Source organism: Achromobacter veterisilvae, assembly GCF_900496975.1.
GTDB lineage: Bacteria > Pseudomonadota > Gammaproteobacteria > Burkholderiales > Burkholderiaceae_B > Achromobacter > Achromobacter veterisilvae.
Genome location: NZ_UFQC01000015.1, coordinates 1 through 17,762, shown reverse-complemented (window position 1 = coordinate 17,762; position 17,762 = coordinate 1). Strand labels below are relative to the sequence as shown.

Genomic DNA, 17,762 nt, shown 5'->3' with positions numbered 1-17,762 from the left:
GGATTTAACTATGGCCACCAAGAAACCCAAGGGATTGGGCCGCGGACTGGACGCCTTGCTCGGCGCGGACGCGCCCGCCATCGATAACATCGGCAAGGCCGCGGCCAAGCCCGAGGGTCCGCCGTCCACCTTGCCCATCTCGAAGATGCGCGCCGGCAAGTACCAGCCGCGCACGCGCATGGACGAAGGCGCATTGGGCGAGCTGGCCGAATCGATCCGCACACAAGGCATCATGCAGCCCATTCTTGTGCGCGGACTGGGCGAGGCCGCGCCCGGCCATTACGAAATCATCGCGGGCGAACGCCGTTTCCGCGCCGCCCAGATCGCCGGCCTGAAAGAAGTGCCCGTGCTGGTCCGCGAAGTGGCCGACGAAAACGCGGCCGTCATGGCGCTGATCGAGAACATCCAGCGCGAAGACCTGAACCCGCTGGAAGAGGCGCAGGGCGTGCGCCGCCTGCTGGACGAATTCGGGCTGACGCACGAACAGGCCGCGCAGGCGATCGGCCGCTCGCGTTCCGCCACCAGCAACCTGCTGCGCCTGCTCAACCTGGCCTCGCCCGTGCAGACCATGCTGCTGGCCGGCGACGTGGACATGGGCCATGCGCGCGCGCTGCTTGCCGTGGACGCGGCGACCCAGATCCAGTTGGCCAACCAGATCATCGCGCGCCGCCTGTCGGTGCGCGAAGCCGAAAAACTCGTCGCCAAGACCGCCAAGGACGCCGACGCGTCGGCCTCGCCCAGGAAAAAGGCCAACGGCGTGTCGCGCGACCTGACCCGCCTGGAAGAGGCCCTGTCCGACCATCTTGGCACGCGCGTCGCGCTCAAGGTGGGCGCCAAGGAAAAAGGGCAGATCGTCATCGACTTCCACGGCTGGGAACACCTGAATTCCCTGCTGGAACGCCAGGGCCTGTCCGGAGTGGTGGATGCCTGACCTCGCGCTGCCTGTCATCGCGGTTTTGGCGACGGGCGGCACGATCGCGGGCGCCCAGGCAGACGCCACCTCGGCGGGCTACAAGGCGGGTTCGTTCTCCGTCGGCGACCTGCTGGCCGCCGTGCCGCAACTGGCCGGCATCGCCGACATACGCGCGGAACAGGTCGCCAACGTCGGCAGCCAGAACATGACGCACGACGTGTGGCGCGCGCTGGCCATGCGCGTCGATGCCCTGTGCCAGGACGCGTCGGTGGCCGGTATCGTCATCACGCATGGCACCGACACGCTCGAGGAAACGGCGTATTTCCTGAGCCTGGTCATCCGCCACGACAAGCCCATCGTGCTGGTGGGCGCGATGCGCCCCGCCACCGCGCTGGGCGCCGAAGGCCCGGCCAACCTGTACAACGCGGTGGCGCTGGCGCGCCATCCCGACGCGCGCGGCCGCGGGCCGCTGGTGATCATGAACGAAGACGTGCACTACGCCCGGGAGATCCAGAAGATCGCCAGCGCGGGCCTGTGCGCGTTCGCTTCGCCCAATCGCGGCCGCGCCGGCGTCATGCATGGCGCCGCGCCGCACTTCTATTCGCGCAATACCACCGCGCATACGACAGAAAGCGAGTTTTCACTCGCATTGTTGGAAAAGGCCGGATGGCCCCGCGTGGACGTCGTCTACGCCCATGCCAACCTGCAGGCCGACGTGATCGATTTCCTGGCCGATGCCGCGGACGGCATCGTGCTCGCGGGAGTCGGGGACGGCAACGCGACCGACCTGGCGATCGACGGCCTGGCGCGGGCGGCCTCGCATGGCGTGGCGGTGGTGCGTTCCAGCCGCACTGGCAGCGGCTTCGTGGCGCGCGACGTGGAACTGGACGACGCCGGGATGGGGTTCGTCGCCGCGCGCGACCTGAACCCGCAAAAGGCCCGCATCCTGCTGATGCTGGGCCTTTCCCTCACGCGCGATCCCGCGGCCCTGCAGCGTCTGTTCGACCGCTATTGAACGTCCGTGGCGGCTACGCCGCCGCGTCGCCCTGCTGCGCCAGGCCGAGCTGGGTCCTGAGCATGTCGTAGACCTGCCGCGTCAGCGGATTGATCAGGTCGCGCCTTATCCACAGGAAGTACGTCACGTCCGGCAAGGGCGGCAACCCTTCCTTTTCGCCCAGCACGCGCATCTCCGGCCCCAATAGCTCCACGCTGCGCGCCGTCACGCCCAGGCGGGCCCGCAGCGCCGCCTTTATCCCCACCAGGTTCGGCGCCACGTAGTTGGTGTGCCAACGCACGCGCGCCTGTTCCAGCGCATTGAGGGCCAGGCGGCGAAAGATGCTGGGCTCGTCGGCCAGCACCAGCGGCACGGGGGCGTGCACGTCGTGGACATAGTCCGCGGACGCCAGCCACACCGTGGGCGACGTGCGCAGCGCCACGCCCTCGAAGTTCTGGTCGAAACGGGTGGAGATGGTGAGGTCGATCTCGCCGGCGCGCAGCGCGTCCATCAGGAAGGGGCTGCGGTCGGTGCGGATCTCCAGTTTCACGCGCGGCGCCGAGCGCGCGATGTGCATGAGCAGCGTGGGCAGTATGGTGTCCGCCACGTCGAGCGGCGCGCCCAGCCGCAGGTCTCCTTCCAGCGGGCCGTCCTGCAGGGCGCGCAGCGCCTCGTCGTTGATGGCCAGGATGTGGCGGGCGTACTCCACGAGGCGCCGGCCGTGCGACGACAGCGCTTTGTTGCGGCCCTGCTTTTCGAACAGGGGCTGGCCGATGGCGGACTCCAGCCGCTGCATCTGCTGCGTCACGGCCGATTGAGTCTTGTAGAGCCGGTTGGCCGCTTCCGAGAACGTCTCGTACTGGGCGATGGCGGTCAGGGTGCGGAGCAGGTCCAGATCCAGGTTGCGCATGGAAAGCTCGAAAGGGAGGCCTCAAAAGTATTAGGAATGCTAATGGAATATTAAGGCAATTTAAATTGTTCGAGCCGGGGCTGGGCGATACATTGAATGCGACAACGACAGCAACCCGGGAAAATCAAAGTGAGCAATCCGCATCCTCATCAGGCCGGTATCGACGGCGCCATCGGAAATATTAAGAAAACTGTAGGAAATAAGGGGCTCGACCGCGACAGCCTGAAGGCTGTGCTCGACGAGCTGGTCGGGCTGGCCGGCCACACCGACTGGTGGGCGGCGGACCGCTATCCCGCGCCGGAAGACGGCGAACGCCAGGCGCGCTACCTGATCGCCGAGGATGCCGACAAGACCTACGCGCTCTATCTGAACGTGATGCGCCCCGGCAAGCAGATCGTTCCGCACAACCACACGACCTGGGCCTGTATCGCCGCCGTGGAGGGCGTGGAGCACAACTATGTCTACGACCGCGTCGACGACGGCTCCGTGCCTGGCGTCGGGCGCCTGGAAAAGACCGGGACCGTCGTGGTCGGCCCGGGCACCGGCATCGCGCTGATGCCGGACGACATCCATGCCGTGGAAATCCAGGGCGACAGCGTCATCCGCCACCTGCACATGTACGGGCGCGCGCTGGAGACGCTGACCGAGCGCCTGGCGTTCGACCTGGAAGCCGGCACGTGCAAGGTCATGCCGATCGGCGTGCAGACCCGCCGCTGACCATGGACAAGCCCTTTCGGCCCGCCACGCGCCTGCTGCGCGCAGGACGCCCCCATCGAGGCTGGGTCAACACCCCCGTCACGCGCGCCAGCACCTATGTCTTCGACAGCGTGCAGGCCTGGCGCGATACGCGCGCCCGCCGCGAAGAGGAACGCCTGCCGTCCTACGGCGCGCGCGGCACCGACAGCACCCATGCGCTCGAAGACGCGCTGGTCGAACTCGAAGCCGGGCATCGCGCCAAGCTGTACCCCACCGGGCAGGCCGCCATCGCCACCGTGCTGCTCGCCTACCTGCGCGCCGGCGACCACGTGCTCCTTACCGACGCCGTGTACGAGCCCGTTCGCCGTTTCTGCGCGGAGCACCTGTCGCGGCTGGGCATCGAATACACGTACTACCGGCCCGACGGCGCCGGCATCGCCGCGCTCATCCGCCCCAATACGCGGATGATCTACGCGGAATCGCCGGGTTCGCTGACCTATGAAATGCCGGACCTCCCCGCGCTGGCCGGCCTGGCGCGCCAGCACGATTGCTGGCTGGCTGTGGATAACACCTGGGCGTCCGGACTGCTGTACCAGCCGCTCACGCTGGGCGCCGATATTTCGATCCTGGCGGCCACCAAATACCTGGGCGGGCACGCCGACGTGATGATGGGCGCGGTCGTGGCCAACGCGCGCGCCTGGCGCGCCCTGGAGCGCGCCACCATCGACCTGGGCCAGACCGTCGGCGCCGACGACGCGTTTTTGGTGCTGCGCGGCATGCGCTCGCTGCCCCTGCGCATGGCGCAGCATGCGCGCAGCGCGCTGCGGGTGGCGGATTGGCTCCTGGGCCGTCCCGAAGTGGCGCGGGTCCTGTGCCCGGCCTTGCCCGGAGATCCTTCGCACGCCATCTGGAAGCGCGATTGCAGCGGCGCCAACGGCCTGTTGACCGTGGAGTTTTCCGGCGAATTCGGCGAGGCCGACGTCGAACGCCTGATCGACAGCCTGCGCCTCTTCGGCATCGGCGCGTCGTGGGGCGGTTTCGAAAGCCTCGTGATCCCGGTGCGGCTGGACACCAGCCGGTCGCTGCCCGACCCCGCGCGGCGCGGCCCCATGGCGCGCCTGCATATCGGCCTGGAGGATCCCGACGACCTCATTGCCGATCTCGAACAAGCGCTGTCCGCGCTTTCCCCCGTTTCCCGTTCCCTTTGAATCCGATGATGCACCCCACACCAGACCATTCTGCCGCCGACGTCGATTCGCACACGCTCAAGCAATGGCTGCACGACGGTGGCGAAATCGCGCTGCTGGACGTGCGCGAGCACGGCCAGTACGGCGAGTCCCACCTGTTCTATGCCGTGCCGGTTCCCTACAGCCGGCTGGAGGTGGACGTCACGCGCCTGGCTCCGCGGCGCGACGTGCGGATGGCGGTCTACGACGAAGGGGGCGCCGACGATACGGCGGCGCGCGCCGCGCGCGCGCTGGCCGCGCTGGGCTACAGCAACGTGCACCGCTTGGCGGGCGGCATCGCGCAATGGCGGCGGGATGGCTACGCCGCCTTCGCCGGCGTGAACGTGCCCAGCAAGACGTTCGGCGAACTGGCCGAAGAAGTTTTCCACACCCCGCGCATCGGCGCGCGCGAACTGGCCGAGCGCCAGCGGCGCGGCGACGACCTGATCGTGCTGGACGGCAGGCCCTATGCCGAATACCAGAAGATGAGCATTCCCGGCGGCGTCTGCTGCCCCAACGGCGAACTGGCGCTGCGCGTCCATACGCTGGCCAAGAGCCCGCAGACCACCATCGTCATCAATTGCGCGGGCCGCACGCGCAGCATCATCGGCGCGCAGACGCTGATCAACCTGGGCGTGCCCAATCCCGTCTATGCCCTGGAAAACGGCACGCAGGGCTGGTATCTCGAAGACCTGCGGCTGGAACACGGCGCGCTCCGCCGCTATGGCGACGACATTTCGCCGCAGGACGTGCCCGCGCTGGCGCAGCGTTCGGCCGCCCTGGCCGAGCGCCACGGCGTGCCCACGGTGTCCGCGGACGAGGTCCAGGGCTGGCTGCGCGACGCAACGCGCAGCACCTTCGTTTGCGATGTCCGCAGCGCGGAGGAGTACGCGCTGGGCACTTTGCCCGGCGCGCGGCACACGCCGGGGGGCCAGTTGATCCAGGCCACGGACCAATACGTGGCCGTAAGGGGCGCGCGTATCGTCGTGTTCGACGCCGAAGGCGTGCGCGCGCCGGTCATCGCCAGTTGGCTCCGGTTGATGGGCTGGGACGCCAGCGTGCTGAAGGAAGGCGTGCGCGCCAGGCTGGAGTGCGCCGCCGACGAAACGCCGCCGCCCGCGATCCGAGTGCTGGACGATGCCGCGCTGGCCGCCGCGATCGCGCATGGCGCGCAGCTCGTCGATATCCGCCCCGGCATGCGCTATCGCGACAGGCATATCGCCGGCGCGAGCTGGGCCATCCGCCCGCGTTTCGACCGCCTGCGGCTGGACACTACGCGCCCGGTGGTGGTGCTGGCCGAAGACGCCGCGCTCGCCGCGTGGGCGGCGCGGGACCTGCGGGCGCTGGGCGCGACCGACATCAGCGCCAATGCCGGCACCCCGGCCGGCTGGTCCGCGCAGGGCATCGAGCTGGAATCCACGCCCGCCGAGCCGTCCGACGCGGACTGCATCGACTATCTGTTTTTCGTGCATGACCGCCATGACGGCAACAAGGCCGCGGCGCGCCAGTACCTGGCCTGGGAGACCGACCTGGTCAGGCAGATCGACGAACGCGAGCGCGCCGCCTACCGTTTCACGGCGCACTGAGAGGTAGCGCCGCGAGAGGGCCCGGCGAGGCCCCGCGGCGCGGTAAACGCATCCATGCAGACAGTACGCCCCGCGGCCGACGCCGCCGGGGTGCGGACGGTTCTTTCCGAACCGATAGGAAGGACGGCCGGCATCCGGCCGCCAATACAAGGGGAAATCCAAATGAAGCAGATCGCACCGTACGCCCGTGGGGCCGCAGCCGCGGCCCTGGCCAGCCTGTTGTGGGCGGGCGCCGCCCATGCCCAGGCGCCCGCGCCGCTGGCCGACTATCCCAGGCAGGCCATCACCATTGTGTCGCCGTTTCCGCCGGGCGGCGGCAATGACGGCGTCGCGCGCCTCCTCGCGCAGGAACTGGGCGCCATCACGGGTCAAAGCGTGGTGGTGGAAAACCGCTCCGGCGCCGGCGGCAACGTCGGCACCGCCCAGGTGTCGCGGGCCAAGCCCGACGGCTACACCCTGGTGATGTCGCAGACCAGCGTCATGGCCGTCAATCCGCGCCTGTACAAGAACGTGGGCTTCGACCCGGTCAAGGACTTCATGCCCATCTCGCAGATCACGTCCGCGCCGCTGGTGCTCGTGGCGCGTGCCGAGAGTCCGTACAAGACATTGAACGACTACCTGGACGCCGCGCGCAAGCAGCCTGGCGTCATTACCTACGCGACGCCCGGCAACGGCACCATGAGCCACCTGATGGGGGCGCTGGTCTCGCAGAAGGCCGGCGTGAAGCTCGTGCACGTGCCGTACCGGGGCGCCGCCCCCGCCATCACCGACCTGATGGGCGGCACCGTCGACATGCTGATCACCTCGCCGGCGTCGGCCGAACCCATGGTGGCCGCGGGCAAGCTGCGCATCCTGGCACTCAGTCACGAAAACAGCATCGGCCTCTTCAAGGGCGCGCCCACGCTCAAGCAGGCAGGCATGGAGGGCATTACCGCCGATGACTGGTACGGCCTTTTCGCACCGGCGGGCACGCCGCCCGAGCGCATCGCCTACCTGGCGCAAGCGGTGGGGCAGGCGATGAAGTCGCCCGGCGTGATCGCCAAGATCAACAGCGGCGGAAGCTGGGCGGTGGGCAGCCAGCCCGACGCGTTCAAGACCCGGCTGCAGGAAGACACGGTGTATTGGGCCGGCATGGTGAAGGCCGCCGGCGTCTCGCTGGATTGATGCCCGGGGGCGGCGCTGGCCGCGCCGCCTCATACCGCCAAGACGTTTCCGACCGCCGATTTCAGGGCCGCGTAGGCCGGCGATTTCTGCGCGCTGGCGTTGGTGACCAGGTGGTCTATCCGGTCGGCGCCGCAGTAGGAAACGCGGCTGCATAGGCCGATCTTGCTGAAATCGGCCAGCAGCACCAGTTGCTTGGCGTTGGCCGCCATGGCACGCGCCACCTCGGCTTCGCGCAGATCGTAGTTGGTGGCGCCGAATTCCGCGTCCACGCCCACCGGCGACAGCAGCGCCAGGTCGGCGCGGTAGCGGTGGATCTCGGCAATCGTGATTTCGCCGGCGGTCGCGCATACCGGGCCACCCACCGACCCGCCCAGCATGATGAGCTGGTTCGCGCCGCTGCCCGCGGTGCCCACCTTCAAGGCCACGTCGAACGAATTGGTGATGACGGTCAGGCCCGACAGCTTGGCCAGTTCGTCGGCCAGCACGCTGGTGGTGCTGCCCGCGTCCAGGAACAGGGTCTGTCCGCTGGACACCAGGCCGGCCGCCGCGCGGGCGATGGCGCGCTTGTATTTGACGCGCGTGTGCACGCGTTCGGCGATGGGCGGTTCGCTGTGCACCGGCACCGCGCCGCCGTGCACGCGGCGCAACTCCCCCATCGCCTCAAGCTCCAGCAGATCCCGCCGGACCGTCTCCCTCGATACCCCGAGTTCGCCGACGATACGGTCGGTCGATACCTGCTGCAATGAAGACAGCAGGGCGCGGATTCTCTGATACCGCTCTTCTTGCCACATGTCCGATGTTTCCTAGTCTATGCCCGCCGCTTTGCGGCCCAGGCTATCAGGGCGCGCAATACCAGCAGGGAACCCCCCACGACCAGCATGATAAGGGTTGAATACGCCGCCGCCTGCGAGACGAACCCGGCCTCGTCCAGGCGCAGCACGGAGACCGGCGCGACGCTGACGGACGGCGTGACCAGGAAGATTACCGCCGACAGGGTGACCATCGACCGCATGAACAGAAAAAAGAAGACGCCCAGCACGGTGGGGCCGATCAGCGGAAGCACCGCGTCGCGCAGCACCCGCAGCGTGCCCCCGCCCAGGCAACTGACCGCTTCCTCCAGGGCCTGCGGCACGGCGCGCATGCCCGTCATCATCGTCAGGAAGCCCTGCGTGTGGTAGTGGTAGAAGTTGCACAGGGCGATCAGCGCGGCGCTGCCGTAGAGCGCGTACAGCGGCGTGCCCGGCACATTGAACGCGAAGATGTAGGACAGGCCCAGGACCAGGCCGGGCACCCCCACCGGCAACACCGCCAGCATGTATACGAGCTTGGCCCACGCGCGCGGGATGCGGCACACGCCGAAGCTCAGGAAGAACAGCAGCAGCACGCCGCCGCCCGCGGCGGCCAGCGACAGGTACAGGGATGTCCAGAGCGGCGCATAGCCGCCGCTGACCGTAATGTCGTAATGCTTCAGCGTCCACTCCATGCGGTAGGGCCACAGCCGCATGAAGCTGGCGAAGACCACCGTGGCCACCGTGACGATGATCGTGCCGCTTGCCAGCAGCACGCCGGCGGCGAAGGCCGCGTCGCGTCCCCGGGCGGGCCGCGGCGCGACCTTCAGGCCGCTGGGCGAGGCCGAACCGAACTGCCGCTGCGAGGCCACGCGCTCGATCTGCACCGATATCAGCGACGGCAGCAGCAACAGGATGCCCACCACGGAGCCCATGCCGAAATTCATCTGTCCAGATACCTGGCTGTAGATCTCGGTCGCCAGCACGCGGTAATTGCCGCCGATCACCGCGGCGTTGCCGAAGTCGGTGATGGTGATGACGAACACCACGAAGGCCGCGCTGAGCAGGCCGAACTTGCAATTGGGCAGGGTGATGTCGAAGAACTGGCGGGCGCCGGACGCGCCCATGACCTCGGCCGCGTCGTAGTAGCGCGCATCCATGTTGCGCAGGGCCGCCTGCAGGATCAGCACGGCCTGGGGCAGGGCATAGAACACGTTGGAGATCAGCAGGCCCCAGAAGCCGTAGATATCGATTTCCCAGCCGGTCCAGCGGTGCACCAGGCCATTGCGCCCCAGCAGGAAGATGAGCCCCAGCCCCTGCACCAGCGACGGGGCCAGCAAGGGCAGCACCAGCGCCAGTTGGACGATGGACTTGCCGCGCATGCAGCTACGGTCCAGGCCGTATGCGATGGCGAAGCCCAGCACGATGCTGACGGCCGTGGTGGCGAAGCTCATGGCCAGGCTGTTCAGCGTGGCGGTCAGGATGCCGCGGGTGGCGAAGACCTCGGCATAGTTGCCCAGGCCGATGGAGCCGTCTTTCTCGACCAGGCTGTGCCAGGCCACCGTGGCCAGCGGATAGAGGAAGAACAGCGCAAGGCCGGCCAGCGGGATGCCGACGCAGGTCCATAGCAGCAGGCGGTCCGCCGACCAGGGTGCGCGGCCCGCCGGCGCCGCGAGGGCAGAACTGGCGTGGGCGGCGCTCACGCGGCGGCTCCGGCGCGGGCGGGCGCGCCCGTCATACGCTGACCCAGGCGCATTGGTCCGGCTCGGCGTCCAGGCGAACGGGGGCGCCGCGCGACAGTCCGGCCGCGCCGTGCTGTTCCACGACCAGTTCGCGCCCGCGCCAGGCGATGCGCAGGCGGGTGAGGTTGCCCATGAAGGTCATGTCCTGCACGCGGCCGGCGCCGAACTCGTCGGCCGCCACGCGCAGGTTTTCCGGCCGCAGGCAGGCTTCGTAGCGATCGCTGGCGCCTTCGGGCCGCGTCGCCAGCAATTCGGGCATCGCATCGCGCACCCAGTCGGTCGGCAACAGATTGCTCAGCCCGACGAAGTTCGCCACGAACCGCGTGCGCGGCCGCAGGTACAGATCGGCGGGCGAGCCCACCTGTTCGATGCGCCCGTCGTTCATGCAGACGATCTTGTCCGCCAGCGTCAGTGCCTCTTCCTGATCGTGCGTCACCATGATGGTCGGGATCTTCAGGCGGCGCTGCACTTCATGGATTTCGGCGCGCATGTCGGTGCGCACTCGCGCGTCCAGCGCGGACAGGGGTTCGTCCAGCAGGATCAGCGCCGGATCCACGGCCAGCGCGCGGGCCAGGGCCACGCGCTGCTGCTGGCCGCCCGACAACTGGTGCGGATAGCGTCCGGCGTAGTCGGGCAGTTTGATCAGCGCCAGCAGCTCCCGCACCCGCGCTGCGACGCGGTCGCGGCTCTCGCCGCGGATGCGCAATCCGTAGCCCACGTTCTCGGCCACGGTCATGTTGGGGAACAGCGAGTACGACTGGAACACGATGCCGAACCCGCGCTTGCGCGCCGGCAGCGCGCTGAGGTCCCGGCCGCCCAGGGTGATGGCGCCGCGGTCGAACGGCAGCAGCCCGGCCACGATGCGCAGCAAGGTGGTCTTGCCGCAGCCGCTGGGGCCGAGCAGGCAGACGAATTCGTGTTCGCCCACCGACAGGTCGATGTCTTCCAGCGCGACCGAACCGTCGAAAGTCTTGCGTATCCCGCGCAATTCCAGGTACATGGCGTCTCCAGGACGGACGGCGGCCGGCGGCGCCGGCCGCGATGCCGTCAACGCTTGATGGTGTCCTGCCAGGTCTTGATCGTGGCGTCGCGCTCCGCCGCCGACTTCTGGAAGTCCACGGGATACAGCACCGCGCCCAGGTCCTTCGGCAGGCCCGCGGCTTCCGCCGCCTTGTCGGGGGCGGCGCCGGGGATGGTCACGAGTTCCTTGTACTTGCTGTACAGCCCGCCCGCCTGTTCCGACAGGGTCCAGTCGAGGAAGCGCTTGGCGTCCGCCGGATTCTTGGCCGTCTTCATCAGGCCGGAGGCCTCGAGTTCGTAGCCCACCCATTTGGAGGGAATCACCATCTTGATGGGGTAGCCCTCTTCGATGGATTGCATGGCGGGGAAGGCGAAAGACACGCCGATCGCGTATTCGCCGGCGCGCGCCATCTTGCAGGGGCGCGAGCCGGACGGCGTGTACTGCGCCACGTTCTTGTCCAGGTCCTTCAGCAGCGCCCAGCCCTTTTCCTGGCCCAATCCCTGCAGCAGCGCGACGATCTGGAGATAGCCCGTGCCGGACGCTGCGGGGCTGGGGATGACGATCTCGCCCTTGTAGGCGGGCTTGGCCAGGTCTTCCCAGGACGTCGGCATGGGGAGGTTCTTGGACTTCAGCCTGTCGGTGTTCACGCAGAAGGCCGCGACGTAGCCGGTGGCCGCGAACCACTTTTTGTCGGCGCCCTTGTACCGGGCGGGCAGGGCGTCCATTCCCTTGGCCGCGTACGGTTCCAGCAGGTTTAGCAGCCGCGGGTCCAGCATGTTGCTGACGGCGAACCCCCAGATAATGTCCTGCTGCGGGTTCGACGCCTCGGCGATCAGGCGCGCGCCCAGGTCGCCCGTGGACAGGCGCAGCACGTTGACCTTGATGTCGGGCATCGCCGCATTGGCGGCCTTCAGGTAGGCCGCGATCTCGTCTTCCTCGAGCGCGGTGTAGACGGTGATCGCGCCGGCATGCGCCTGCGCATAACCTAGGGAAATTACTGCAACCACAAGACTGAGCTTCTTCATACATTGCATGATGGGACTCCGGTTGGAATACACGGCAACGGTGGTGAGCTACGTATGCGGACTGCGGCCGGCAAGACAGAAAGCGGGTTGCAGTTTTAGGTATGTTTGCAAATTTGTGGCAACGTGTCTAGACTGGAAAAACCTGTATTCGGGCATTTTTTTGGCGTAGGCGCGCTTTCTCGCGCCGCGCCTGGAGGCCATCGATGCAAACCTCTCCGCCGTTGTCCGCGCCGCAGTTGGCGGCCTATTCCTCGTTCGCCCGGACGCTGGCGGATCGGGTCCGGCCCTTGTCGCGCAAGTGGTTCCGGCATCCGCTGGCGGTCGACACCAAGGCGGACGAAAGCCCGGTCACCCAGGCCGACAGAGAGGTCGAAGCCGCCCTGCGCGAGGCCATCGCCCGGGAATACCCCGATCACGGCATCTTCGGCGAGGAATTCGGCGCCTCGCGCGCCGAGGCGGAACTGGTCTGGTCGCTGGACCCGATAGACGGCACGCGCGCCTTCATTTCCGGCAATCCGTTGTGGGGCACCCTGCTGGCGCTGCTGCATCGGGGCAGGCCCGTGCTGGGGCTGATCGACATTCCGATGCTGGACGAGCGCTGGGCCGGCGCCTGGGGCCTGCCCGCAAGCCTGAACGGCGAGGCCTGCCGCGCCAGCGGGTGCACCGAACTGCGCCAGGCCATTCTTTACGCCACGTCGCCGGACATCTTCGCCGGCGCGGAACTGGCCGCGTTCGACGCGCTGGCGCGGGCCGCGCGCATGCGGCGCTACGGCGGCGATTGCTACAGCTACGGGCTCCTGGCCAGCGGCCATGTCGACCTGGTGGTCGAAGCCGGCCTGCAGCCATACGACTATCTGGCGCTGACGCCCGTGATCGAAGGGGCGGGCGGCGTCATTACCGATTGGTCGGGGCAGCCGCTGGGCCTCGAATCGCAGGGCCGCGTCGTCGCGGCCGCCACGCCGCAACTGCATCGCCAGGCGATGCGGGTGCTGGGGGCGGCCGTGGCCTGAACGCCGCGCCGCCCGCCCGCAGGTCAACGCAACGCTTCAGACACAGCAAGGTGAACGAGCATGCATGCACTAGGGGTAGCAACGGTGGAGGACGCGGAGCGGCTGGTGCAAGCCAGCTCGCTCTCGCATATCAAGGTCGGCCTGTCCGACATCGACGGCGTCATGGTGGGCAAGTACCTGCGCCGCGACAAGTTCCTGGGCGCGCTGCGCTCGGGGCTGGCATTTTGCGACGTGGTGTTCGGCTGGGACCTCGATGACCAGCTCTACGACAACACCAAGTACACCGGCTGGCATACGGCCTACCCCGACGCCAAGCTCAGGATCCTTCCCCATACCGGCCGCAGGCTGCCGCTGGAACAGGGCCCGGGCGGCGAAGACATGCTGCTGTTCCTGGCGGAATTCGAAGGGGACGCGGGCGCCATCTGCCCGCGGCGCCTGCTGCACCGGATCCTGGACCGCGCCGCCGCCATGGGCTACGACGCCTATGCCGCCCTGGAATACGAGTTCTTCATGTTCCGCGAAACGCCGCATTCCGTGCGCGCGAAAAACTACCGCAACCTCGAAAACTGGACGCCGGGGAATTTCGGCTACTCCGTGCTGCGCAGCACGGTGGAAGGCGATTTCTACCGCAAGCTCCTGGACCTGTGCGAACGCATGGACATGCCCATCGAGGGCCTGCACACCGAGACGGGGCCGGGCGTGCTGGAGGCCGCCATCGCGGTGGACCTGGCCGCGGCCGCGGGCGACAAGGCGTTTCTCTTCAAAACGTTCACCAAGGCGCTGGCGCAGCAGAACGGCCTGATGGCGACCTTCATGGCGAAGTGGTCGCACGACCATCCGGGGCAGAGCGGCCACATCCACTTGTCGCTGCGCGACAGGAAGACGGGCCGGTCCGCTTTCTACGACGAAGCGCGGCCGCATGCCATGAGCGCGGCGCAAGCGTCGTTCATGGCGGGCGTGCAGCGCTATCTGCCCGAATTCATGGCCTTGTATGCCCAAACCGTCAACAGCTATTCGCGGCTGGTTCCCGGGTACTGGGCGCCGCTGGACGCCACCTGGGGCATGGAGAACCGCACCACCGCGCTGCGGCTCATCCCGGGCAGCGACAAATCGCAGCGCGTCGAGGTGCGCATCGGATCGGCCGACGCCAATCCCTACCTGGCCCTGTCCGCCGCCCTGGCGTCCGGCCTGTATGGCATCGAACAGGGCCTGACGCCGGAACCGATGGTGCAGGGCAACGCCTACACGCAGCAGTTCCCCGCGCATTTGCGGCTGCCGAACACGCTATGGGAGGCCGCCCAGCGGTTGCGCGGATCCGAGGCCGCGCGCCAGTTGTTCGGCGACGCCTTCGTCGAGCATTACGTGGCGACGCGCGAATGGGAAGAACGCCAGTTCAGGCGCCACGTGACCGACTGGGAACTGGCGCGCTACTTCGAAATCATCTGATCCCCGACCAATCCGCCTGTACAGGGCCGCCATGACCCAGGAACTCATCACCATCAGTCCCATCGACGGGCGCGAGGCCGTTCGCCGCCCCTACGCCAGCGAGGCGCAGATCGCGCAGGCGCTTGCCGATGCCCAGGCCGCGCAGCCCGGCTGGCAGGCGCTGGGCGTGGAGGCCAGGGGGCGCATCGTATCGGACGCCGTCGACCGCTTCGTCGCGGCCAAGGACGAGATCGCGCGCGCCATCACCATCCAGATGGGCCGGCCCTTGCGCTACACGCCCGGCGAGGTGGCGGGCTTCGAAGCCCGTGCGCGCCACATGATCTCGATCGCGGGCGAGGCGCTGGCGCCCATCCCGGTCCCGGCGCAGGCCGGCTTCACGCGCTTCATCAGCCGCGAACCCATCGGCGTCGCCCTGACGATCGCGCCGTGGAACTACCCCTTGCTGACCGCCGTGAACAGCATCGTTCCCGCCCTGATGGCGGGAAACACCGTCATTCTCAAGCACTCGGACCAGACGCCCTTGTGCGCGGAATTCATCGGGCGCGCGTTCCGCGAGGCTGGCGCGCCCGACGGTGTATTCCAGTACCTGCATGCCAGCCACGACATCGCGCAGCGGCTGATCCGCGCGCCCGAGATCGGCTATGTCTCCTTTACCGGTTCCGTGCGGGGTGGACGCGCCGTGGAGGAGGCGGCGGCGGGGCGGTTCATCGGTGTCGGCCTGGAGCTGGGCGGCAACGACCCGGCCTATGTGCGGGCGGACGCCAGGATCGACCATGCGGTCGAGACGCTGGTGGACGGCGCCTATTTCAATTCCGGCCAGTCCTGCTGCGGTATCCAGCGCATCTACGTGGCGCGGCCCCGGTACGACGAGTTCGTGGAGCGCGCCGTTGCGTTGACGCAAGGCTATGTGCTGGGCAATCCGCTGCACGAGGAAACGACGCTCGGGCCGGTCGTGCGCGTTCGCGCCGCCGCCGAGATCCGCGAGATCGTCGACGAGGCCGTGGCGGCCGGTGCCAGGAATATGATAGATCCTTCGTATTTCAAGGAAGCGAGCAATGACTCGCCTTATGTCGCGCCCGCGCTTCTGACCCAGGTGGACCATCGCATGCGGGTCATGAACGACGAATGCTTCGGTCCGGTCGTCGGCATCATGCCGGTCGACAGCGACGAGCAAGCCATTGCGTTGATGAACGACAGCCCCTATGGCTTGACGGCGGCGGCCTTCACGCAGGACGAGGACGCCGCGCTGCATATCGGCCGCCAGGTCCGCACCGGCACGTTCTTCATGAACCGCTGCGATTATCTCGACCCCGCGCTGGCCTGGACCGGGGTCAAGCATTCGGGCCGCGGCGTGTCGCTGTCGGCCGTCGGATACGAGCAGCTCACGCAAGCCAAGTCCTTTCATCTGCGCAGCGTCTGACACGACGACAGGAAGCGAACCATGACCGTGCCCAGCGTAAATTGGAATTACCCCACCTCCATCAAGGCCGGCCCTGGCCGCATCAAGGAGCTGCCCGGCTGGTGCCGCGAACTCGGCATGGCGCGGCCGCTGCTCGTGACCGACCCGGGGCTGGCGGCGCTGCCGATGGTGGAGGGCGCGGTGGCCGCCTGCCGGCAGGCGGGCCTCGAATGCGGCCTGTTCCACGAGATCAAGGGCAATCCCACGGGCCGCAACGTAGATGACGGCGTGGCGGCGTACCGGCAAGGGCGCCATGACGGCGTGATCGCCCTGGGCGGCGGGTCGGCGCTGGATGCGGCGAAGGCCATTGCACTGATGGCGGGGCAGAAACGCCCGCTGTGGGACTTCGAAGACGTCGGCGACAACTACCTGCGGGTGGACGTGGCCGGCATGGCGCCGGTGGTGGCGGTGCCGACCACCGCCGGCACCGGATCGGAAGTGGGGCGCGCTTCCGTCATCACCGACGAGTCGGCCGAGGTCAAGCGCATCATCTTCCATGCGCGCATGCTGCCGGCCATCGTGATCCTGGATCCCGAACTCACCGTCGGCCTGCCGCCGAAGATCACGGCCGCGACCGGCATGGATGCGCTGTCGCACAATCTGGAGGCGTACTGTTCGCCATTCTTCCACCCGATGGCGGCCGGCATCGCGATCGAGGGCATGCGCCTGATCAAGGAGTATCTGCCCCGGGCGGTGGCCGACGGGGGCGACCTGCAGGCGCGCCAGCAGATGCTGGTGGCTTCCAGCATGGGCGCCACGGCCTTCCAGCGCGGGCTGGGCGCCATGCATGCGCTGGCGCACCCGCTGGGGGCGCTGTACGACGCGCACCACGGCACGCTCAACGCCATCCTCATGCCCTACGTGCTGAAGGCCAACCAGCACGCGGTGGCGCCGCGGCTGGAGGCGCTGGCGCGCTACCTGGATCTGCCAGGGGGCGGCTCCGGCGCCGTGCTGGACTGGGTGCTGGCGCTGCGAGAGGGCCTGGGCATCCCCCATACGCTGGCGGATATCGGCATCGACGAGGCCCAGGCGCAGCGGGTGGGGCGCATGGCGGCCGAGGATCCCTCGGCCGGCACCAACCCGGTCGATTACACGGCGGAGCAGTACGCCGATCTTTTTCGTGCAGCGATCCGCGGAAACCTGTAAGCTACGCCCCCTCTGCGCGCAAACGCGGGGTGGCTGAACAAGATTTTTGAATATTTCGTCCGAATCGTTTGACACCGGATCTGAAAGTGTTCATAATCTCGAATTCTCTGGAGGGGTGCCCGAGTGGTTAAAGGGGGCAGACTGTAAATCTGTTGGCCTTGCGCCTACGTTGGTTCGAATCCAACCTCCTCCACCAGAGACCCATACCCGAATCCAGGCGCAGTTGGCCTGGATTTGCAATGTTTAGGTTCAGGAAGCGCTGGGCGGCCTTTGCAAGGAAGGCGGCAAGGCTTTCCGGGCCTGGATGTTGAAAGGTTTGGGAAAGAGAAGGTGAAAGGGTAGCCGCGGGTGTAGCTCAATGGTAGAGCAGAAGCCTTCCAAGCTTACGACGAGGGTTCGATTCCCTTCACCCGCTCCAAGCTTTATATGCCCATGTGGCTCAGTGGTAGAGCACTCCCTTGGTAAGGGAGAGGTCGCGCGTTCGATCCGCGCCATGGGCACCACTAATTTCCAAAGTTCTTTTCTTCAGTCAGAAGCGCAATCCAGGTCAGGAGTCAGCCATGGCAAAAGGCAAGTTTGAACGTACCAAGCCGCACGTGAACGTGGGTACGATTGGTCACGTTGACCACGGCAAAA

The 17,762-nt window shown here is 67.6% G+C and carries 15 protein-coding genes, 3 tRNA genes and 1 pseudogene; 14 read left to right on the top strand and 5 right to left on the bottom strand.

Features of this window, described 5'->3' with window-relative positions; all coding sequences use genetic code 11:
* The first annotated feature begins 10 nt into the window (after nt 1–10).
* Together AVE30378_RS15480 and AVE30378_RS15475 are read left to right on the top strand one after the other, a co-directional pair.
* Nucleotides 11–931: a ParB/RepB/Spo0J family partition protein gene (locus AVE30378_RS15480; protein WP_129241765.1), complete on the top strand. Its 921-nt coding sequence runs from the start codon at nt 11–13 to the stop codon at nt 929–931.
* Nucleotides 924–1,928, top strand: coding sequence for an asparaginase (locus AVE30378_RS15475; RefSeq protein ID WP_129241764.1), 1,005 nt, complete (start codon nt 924–926; stop codon nt 1,926–1,928). The genes AVE30378_RS15480 and AVE30378_RS15475 overlap by 8 nt, the downstream gene beginning before the upstream one ends.
* A 13-nt stretch (nt 1,929–1,941) precedes the next feature.
* Here AVE30378_RS15475 and AVE30378_RS15470 read toward each other — a convergent pair whose 3' ends face one another.
* On the bottom strand, nt 1,942–2,817 hold the full coding sequence (locus AVE30378_RS15470) for a LysR substrate-binding domain-containing protein (RefSeq protein WP_129241763.1): 876 nt from the start codon (nt 2,815–2,817) through the stop codon (nt 1,942–1,944).
* Between the two features lie 129 nt (nt 2,818–2,946).
* On the opposite strand from AVE30378_RS15470, the gene AVE30378_RS15465 reads away from it, so the two are divergent.
* The 4 genes from AVE30378_RS15465 (at nt 2,947) to AVE30378_RS15450 (ending at nt 7,489) form a co-directional block, all read left to right on the top strand.
* Nucleotides 2,947–3,534: a cysteine dioxygenase family protein gene (locus AVE30378_RS15465; protein WP_129241762.1), complete on the top strand. Its 588-nt coding sequence runs from the start codon at nt 2,947–2,949 to the stop codon at nt 3,532–3,534.
* A gap of 2 nt (nt 3,535–3,536) precedes the next feature.
* Complete coding sequence (gene metC / locus AVE30378_RS15460) at nt 3,537–4,721, top strand: cystathionine beta-lyase (protein ID WP_129241761.1); 1,185 nt, start codon at nt 3,537–3,539, stop codon at nt 4,719–4,721.
* Between the two features lie 5 nt (nt 4,722–4,726).
* Nucleotides 4,727–6,325 (top strand): rhodanese-like domain-containing protein, encoded by a 1,599-nt coding sequence (locus tag AVE30378_RS15455; protein ID WP_129241760.1) that lies wholly within the window; start codon nt 4,727–4,729, stop codon nt 6,323–6,325.
* Between the two features lie 162 nt (nt 6,326–6,487).
* Entirely contained in the window at nt 6,488–7,489 is a 1,002-nt protein-coding gene (locus AVE30378_RS15450) for a Bug family tripartite tricarboxylate transporter substrate binding protein (RefSeq protein ID WP_129241759.1), read from the top strand.
* A 29-nt stretch (nt 7,490–7,518) separates the two neighbouring features.
* On the opposite strand, the gene AVE30378_RS15445 is transcribed toward AVE30378_RS15450, so the two are convergent.
* The 4 genes from AVE30378_RS15445 to AVE30378_RS15430 are packed head-to-tail and all read right to left on the bottom strand — an operon-like array spanning nt 7,519 to nt 12,074.
* Nucleotides 7,519–8,280 (bottom strand): DeoR/GlpR family DNA-binding transcription regulator, encoded by a 762-nt coding sequence (locus AVE30378_RS15445; protein WP_129241758.1) that lies wholly within the window; start codon nt 8,278–8,280, stop codon nt 7,519–7,521.
* A 17-nt stretch (nt 8,281–8,297) separates the two neighbouring features.
* The gene (locus AVE30378_RS15440; RefSeq protein WP_129241757.1) at nt 8,298–9,980 is read right to left on the bottom strand and encodes an ABC transporter permease subunit; all 1,683 of its coding nucleotides are present in this window, start codon (nt 9,978–9,980) and stop codon (nt 8,298–8,300) included.
* Nucleotides 9,981–10,011: 31 nt separating this feature from the next.
* On the bottom strand, nt 10,012–11,019 hold the full coding sequence (locus AVE30378_RS15435) for an ABC transporter ATP-binding protein (protein ID WP_129241756.1): 1,008 nt from the start codon (nt 11,017–11,019) through the stop codon (nt 10,012–10,014).
* Nucleotides 11,020–11,066: 47 nt separating this feature from the next.
* Nucleotides 11,067–12,074 carry an ABC transporter substrate-binding protein gene (locus tag AVE30378_RS15430; protein WP_129241755.1) on the bottom strand — a complete coding sequence of 336 codons (1,008 nt, stop codon included), beginning with the start codon at nt 12,072–12,074 and terminating at the stop codon, nt 11,067–11,069.
* Nucleotides 12,075–12,268: 194 nt separating this feature from the next.
* Between AVE30378_RS15430 and hisN the strand changes: the two genes are divergently transcribed.
* The 8 genes and pseudogenes from hisN to AVE30378_RS15390 form a co-directional block, all read left to right on the top strand.
* The gene (gene hisN, locus AVE30378_RS15425) at nt 12,269–13,075 is read left to right on the top strand and encodes a histidinol-phosphatase (protein WP_129241754.1); all 807 of its coding nucleotides are present in this window, start codon (nt 12,269–12,271) and stop codon (nt 13,073–13,075) included.
* 60 nt (nt 13,076–13,135) lie between these two features.
* The gene (locus AVE30378_RS15420; protein WP_129241753.1) at nt 13,136–14,521 is read left to right on the top strand and encodes a glutamine synthetase family protein; all 1,386 of its coding nucleotides are present in this window, start codon (nt 13,136–13,138) and stop codon (nt 14,519–14,521) included.
* Between the two features lie 31 nt (nt 14,522–14,552).
* Complete coding sequence (locus AVE30378_RS15415; RefSeq protein WP_129241752.1) at nt 14,553–15,941, top strand: aldehyde dehydrogenase family protein; 1,389 nt, start codon at nt 14,553–14,555, stop codon at nt 15,939–15,941.
* A 21-nt stretch (nt 15,942–15,962) separates the two neighbouring features.
* Nucleotides 15,963–17,126: an iron-containing alcohol dehydrogenase gene (locus tag AVE30378_RS15410; RefSeq protein WP_129241751.1), complete on the top strand. Its 1,164-nt coding sequence runs from the start codon at nt 15,963–15,965 to the stop codon at nt 17,124–17,126.
* Nucleotides 17,127–17,235: 109 nt separating this feature from the next.
* Nucleotides 17,236–17,322 (top strand) — tRNA-Tyr (locus AVE30378_RS15405).
* 148 nt (nt 17,323–17,470) lie between these two features.
* Nucleotides 17,471–17,544, top strand: a tRNA-Gly gene (locus AVE30378_RS15400).
* A 10-nt stretch (nt 17,545–17,554) separates the two neighbouring features.
* Nucleotides 17,555–17,629: transfer RNA gene (locus tag AVE30378_RS15395), tRNA-Thr, on the top strand.
* 57 nt (nt 17,630–17,686) lie between these two features.
* A pseudogene (locus AVE30378_RS15390) lies at nt 17,687–17,762 on the top strand (GTP-binding protein); the annotation flags it as partial.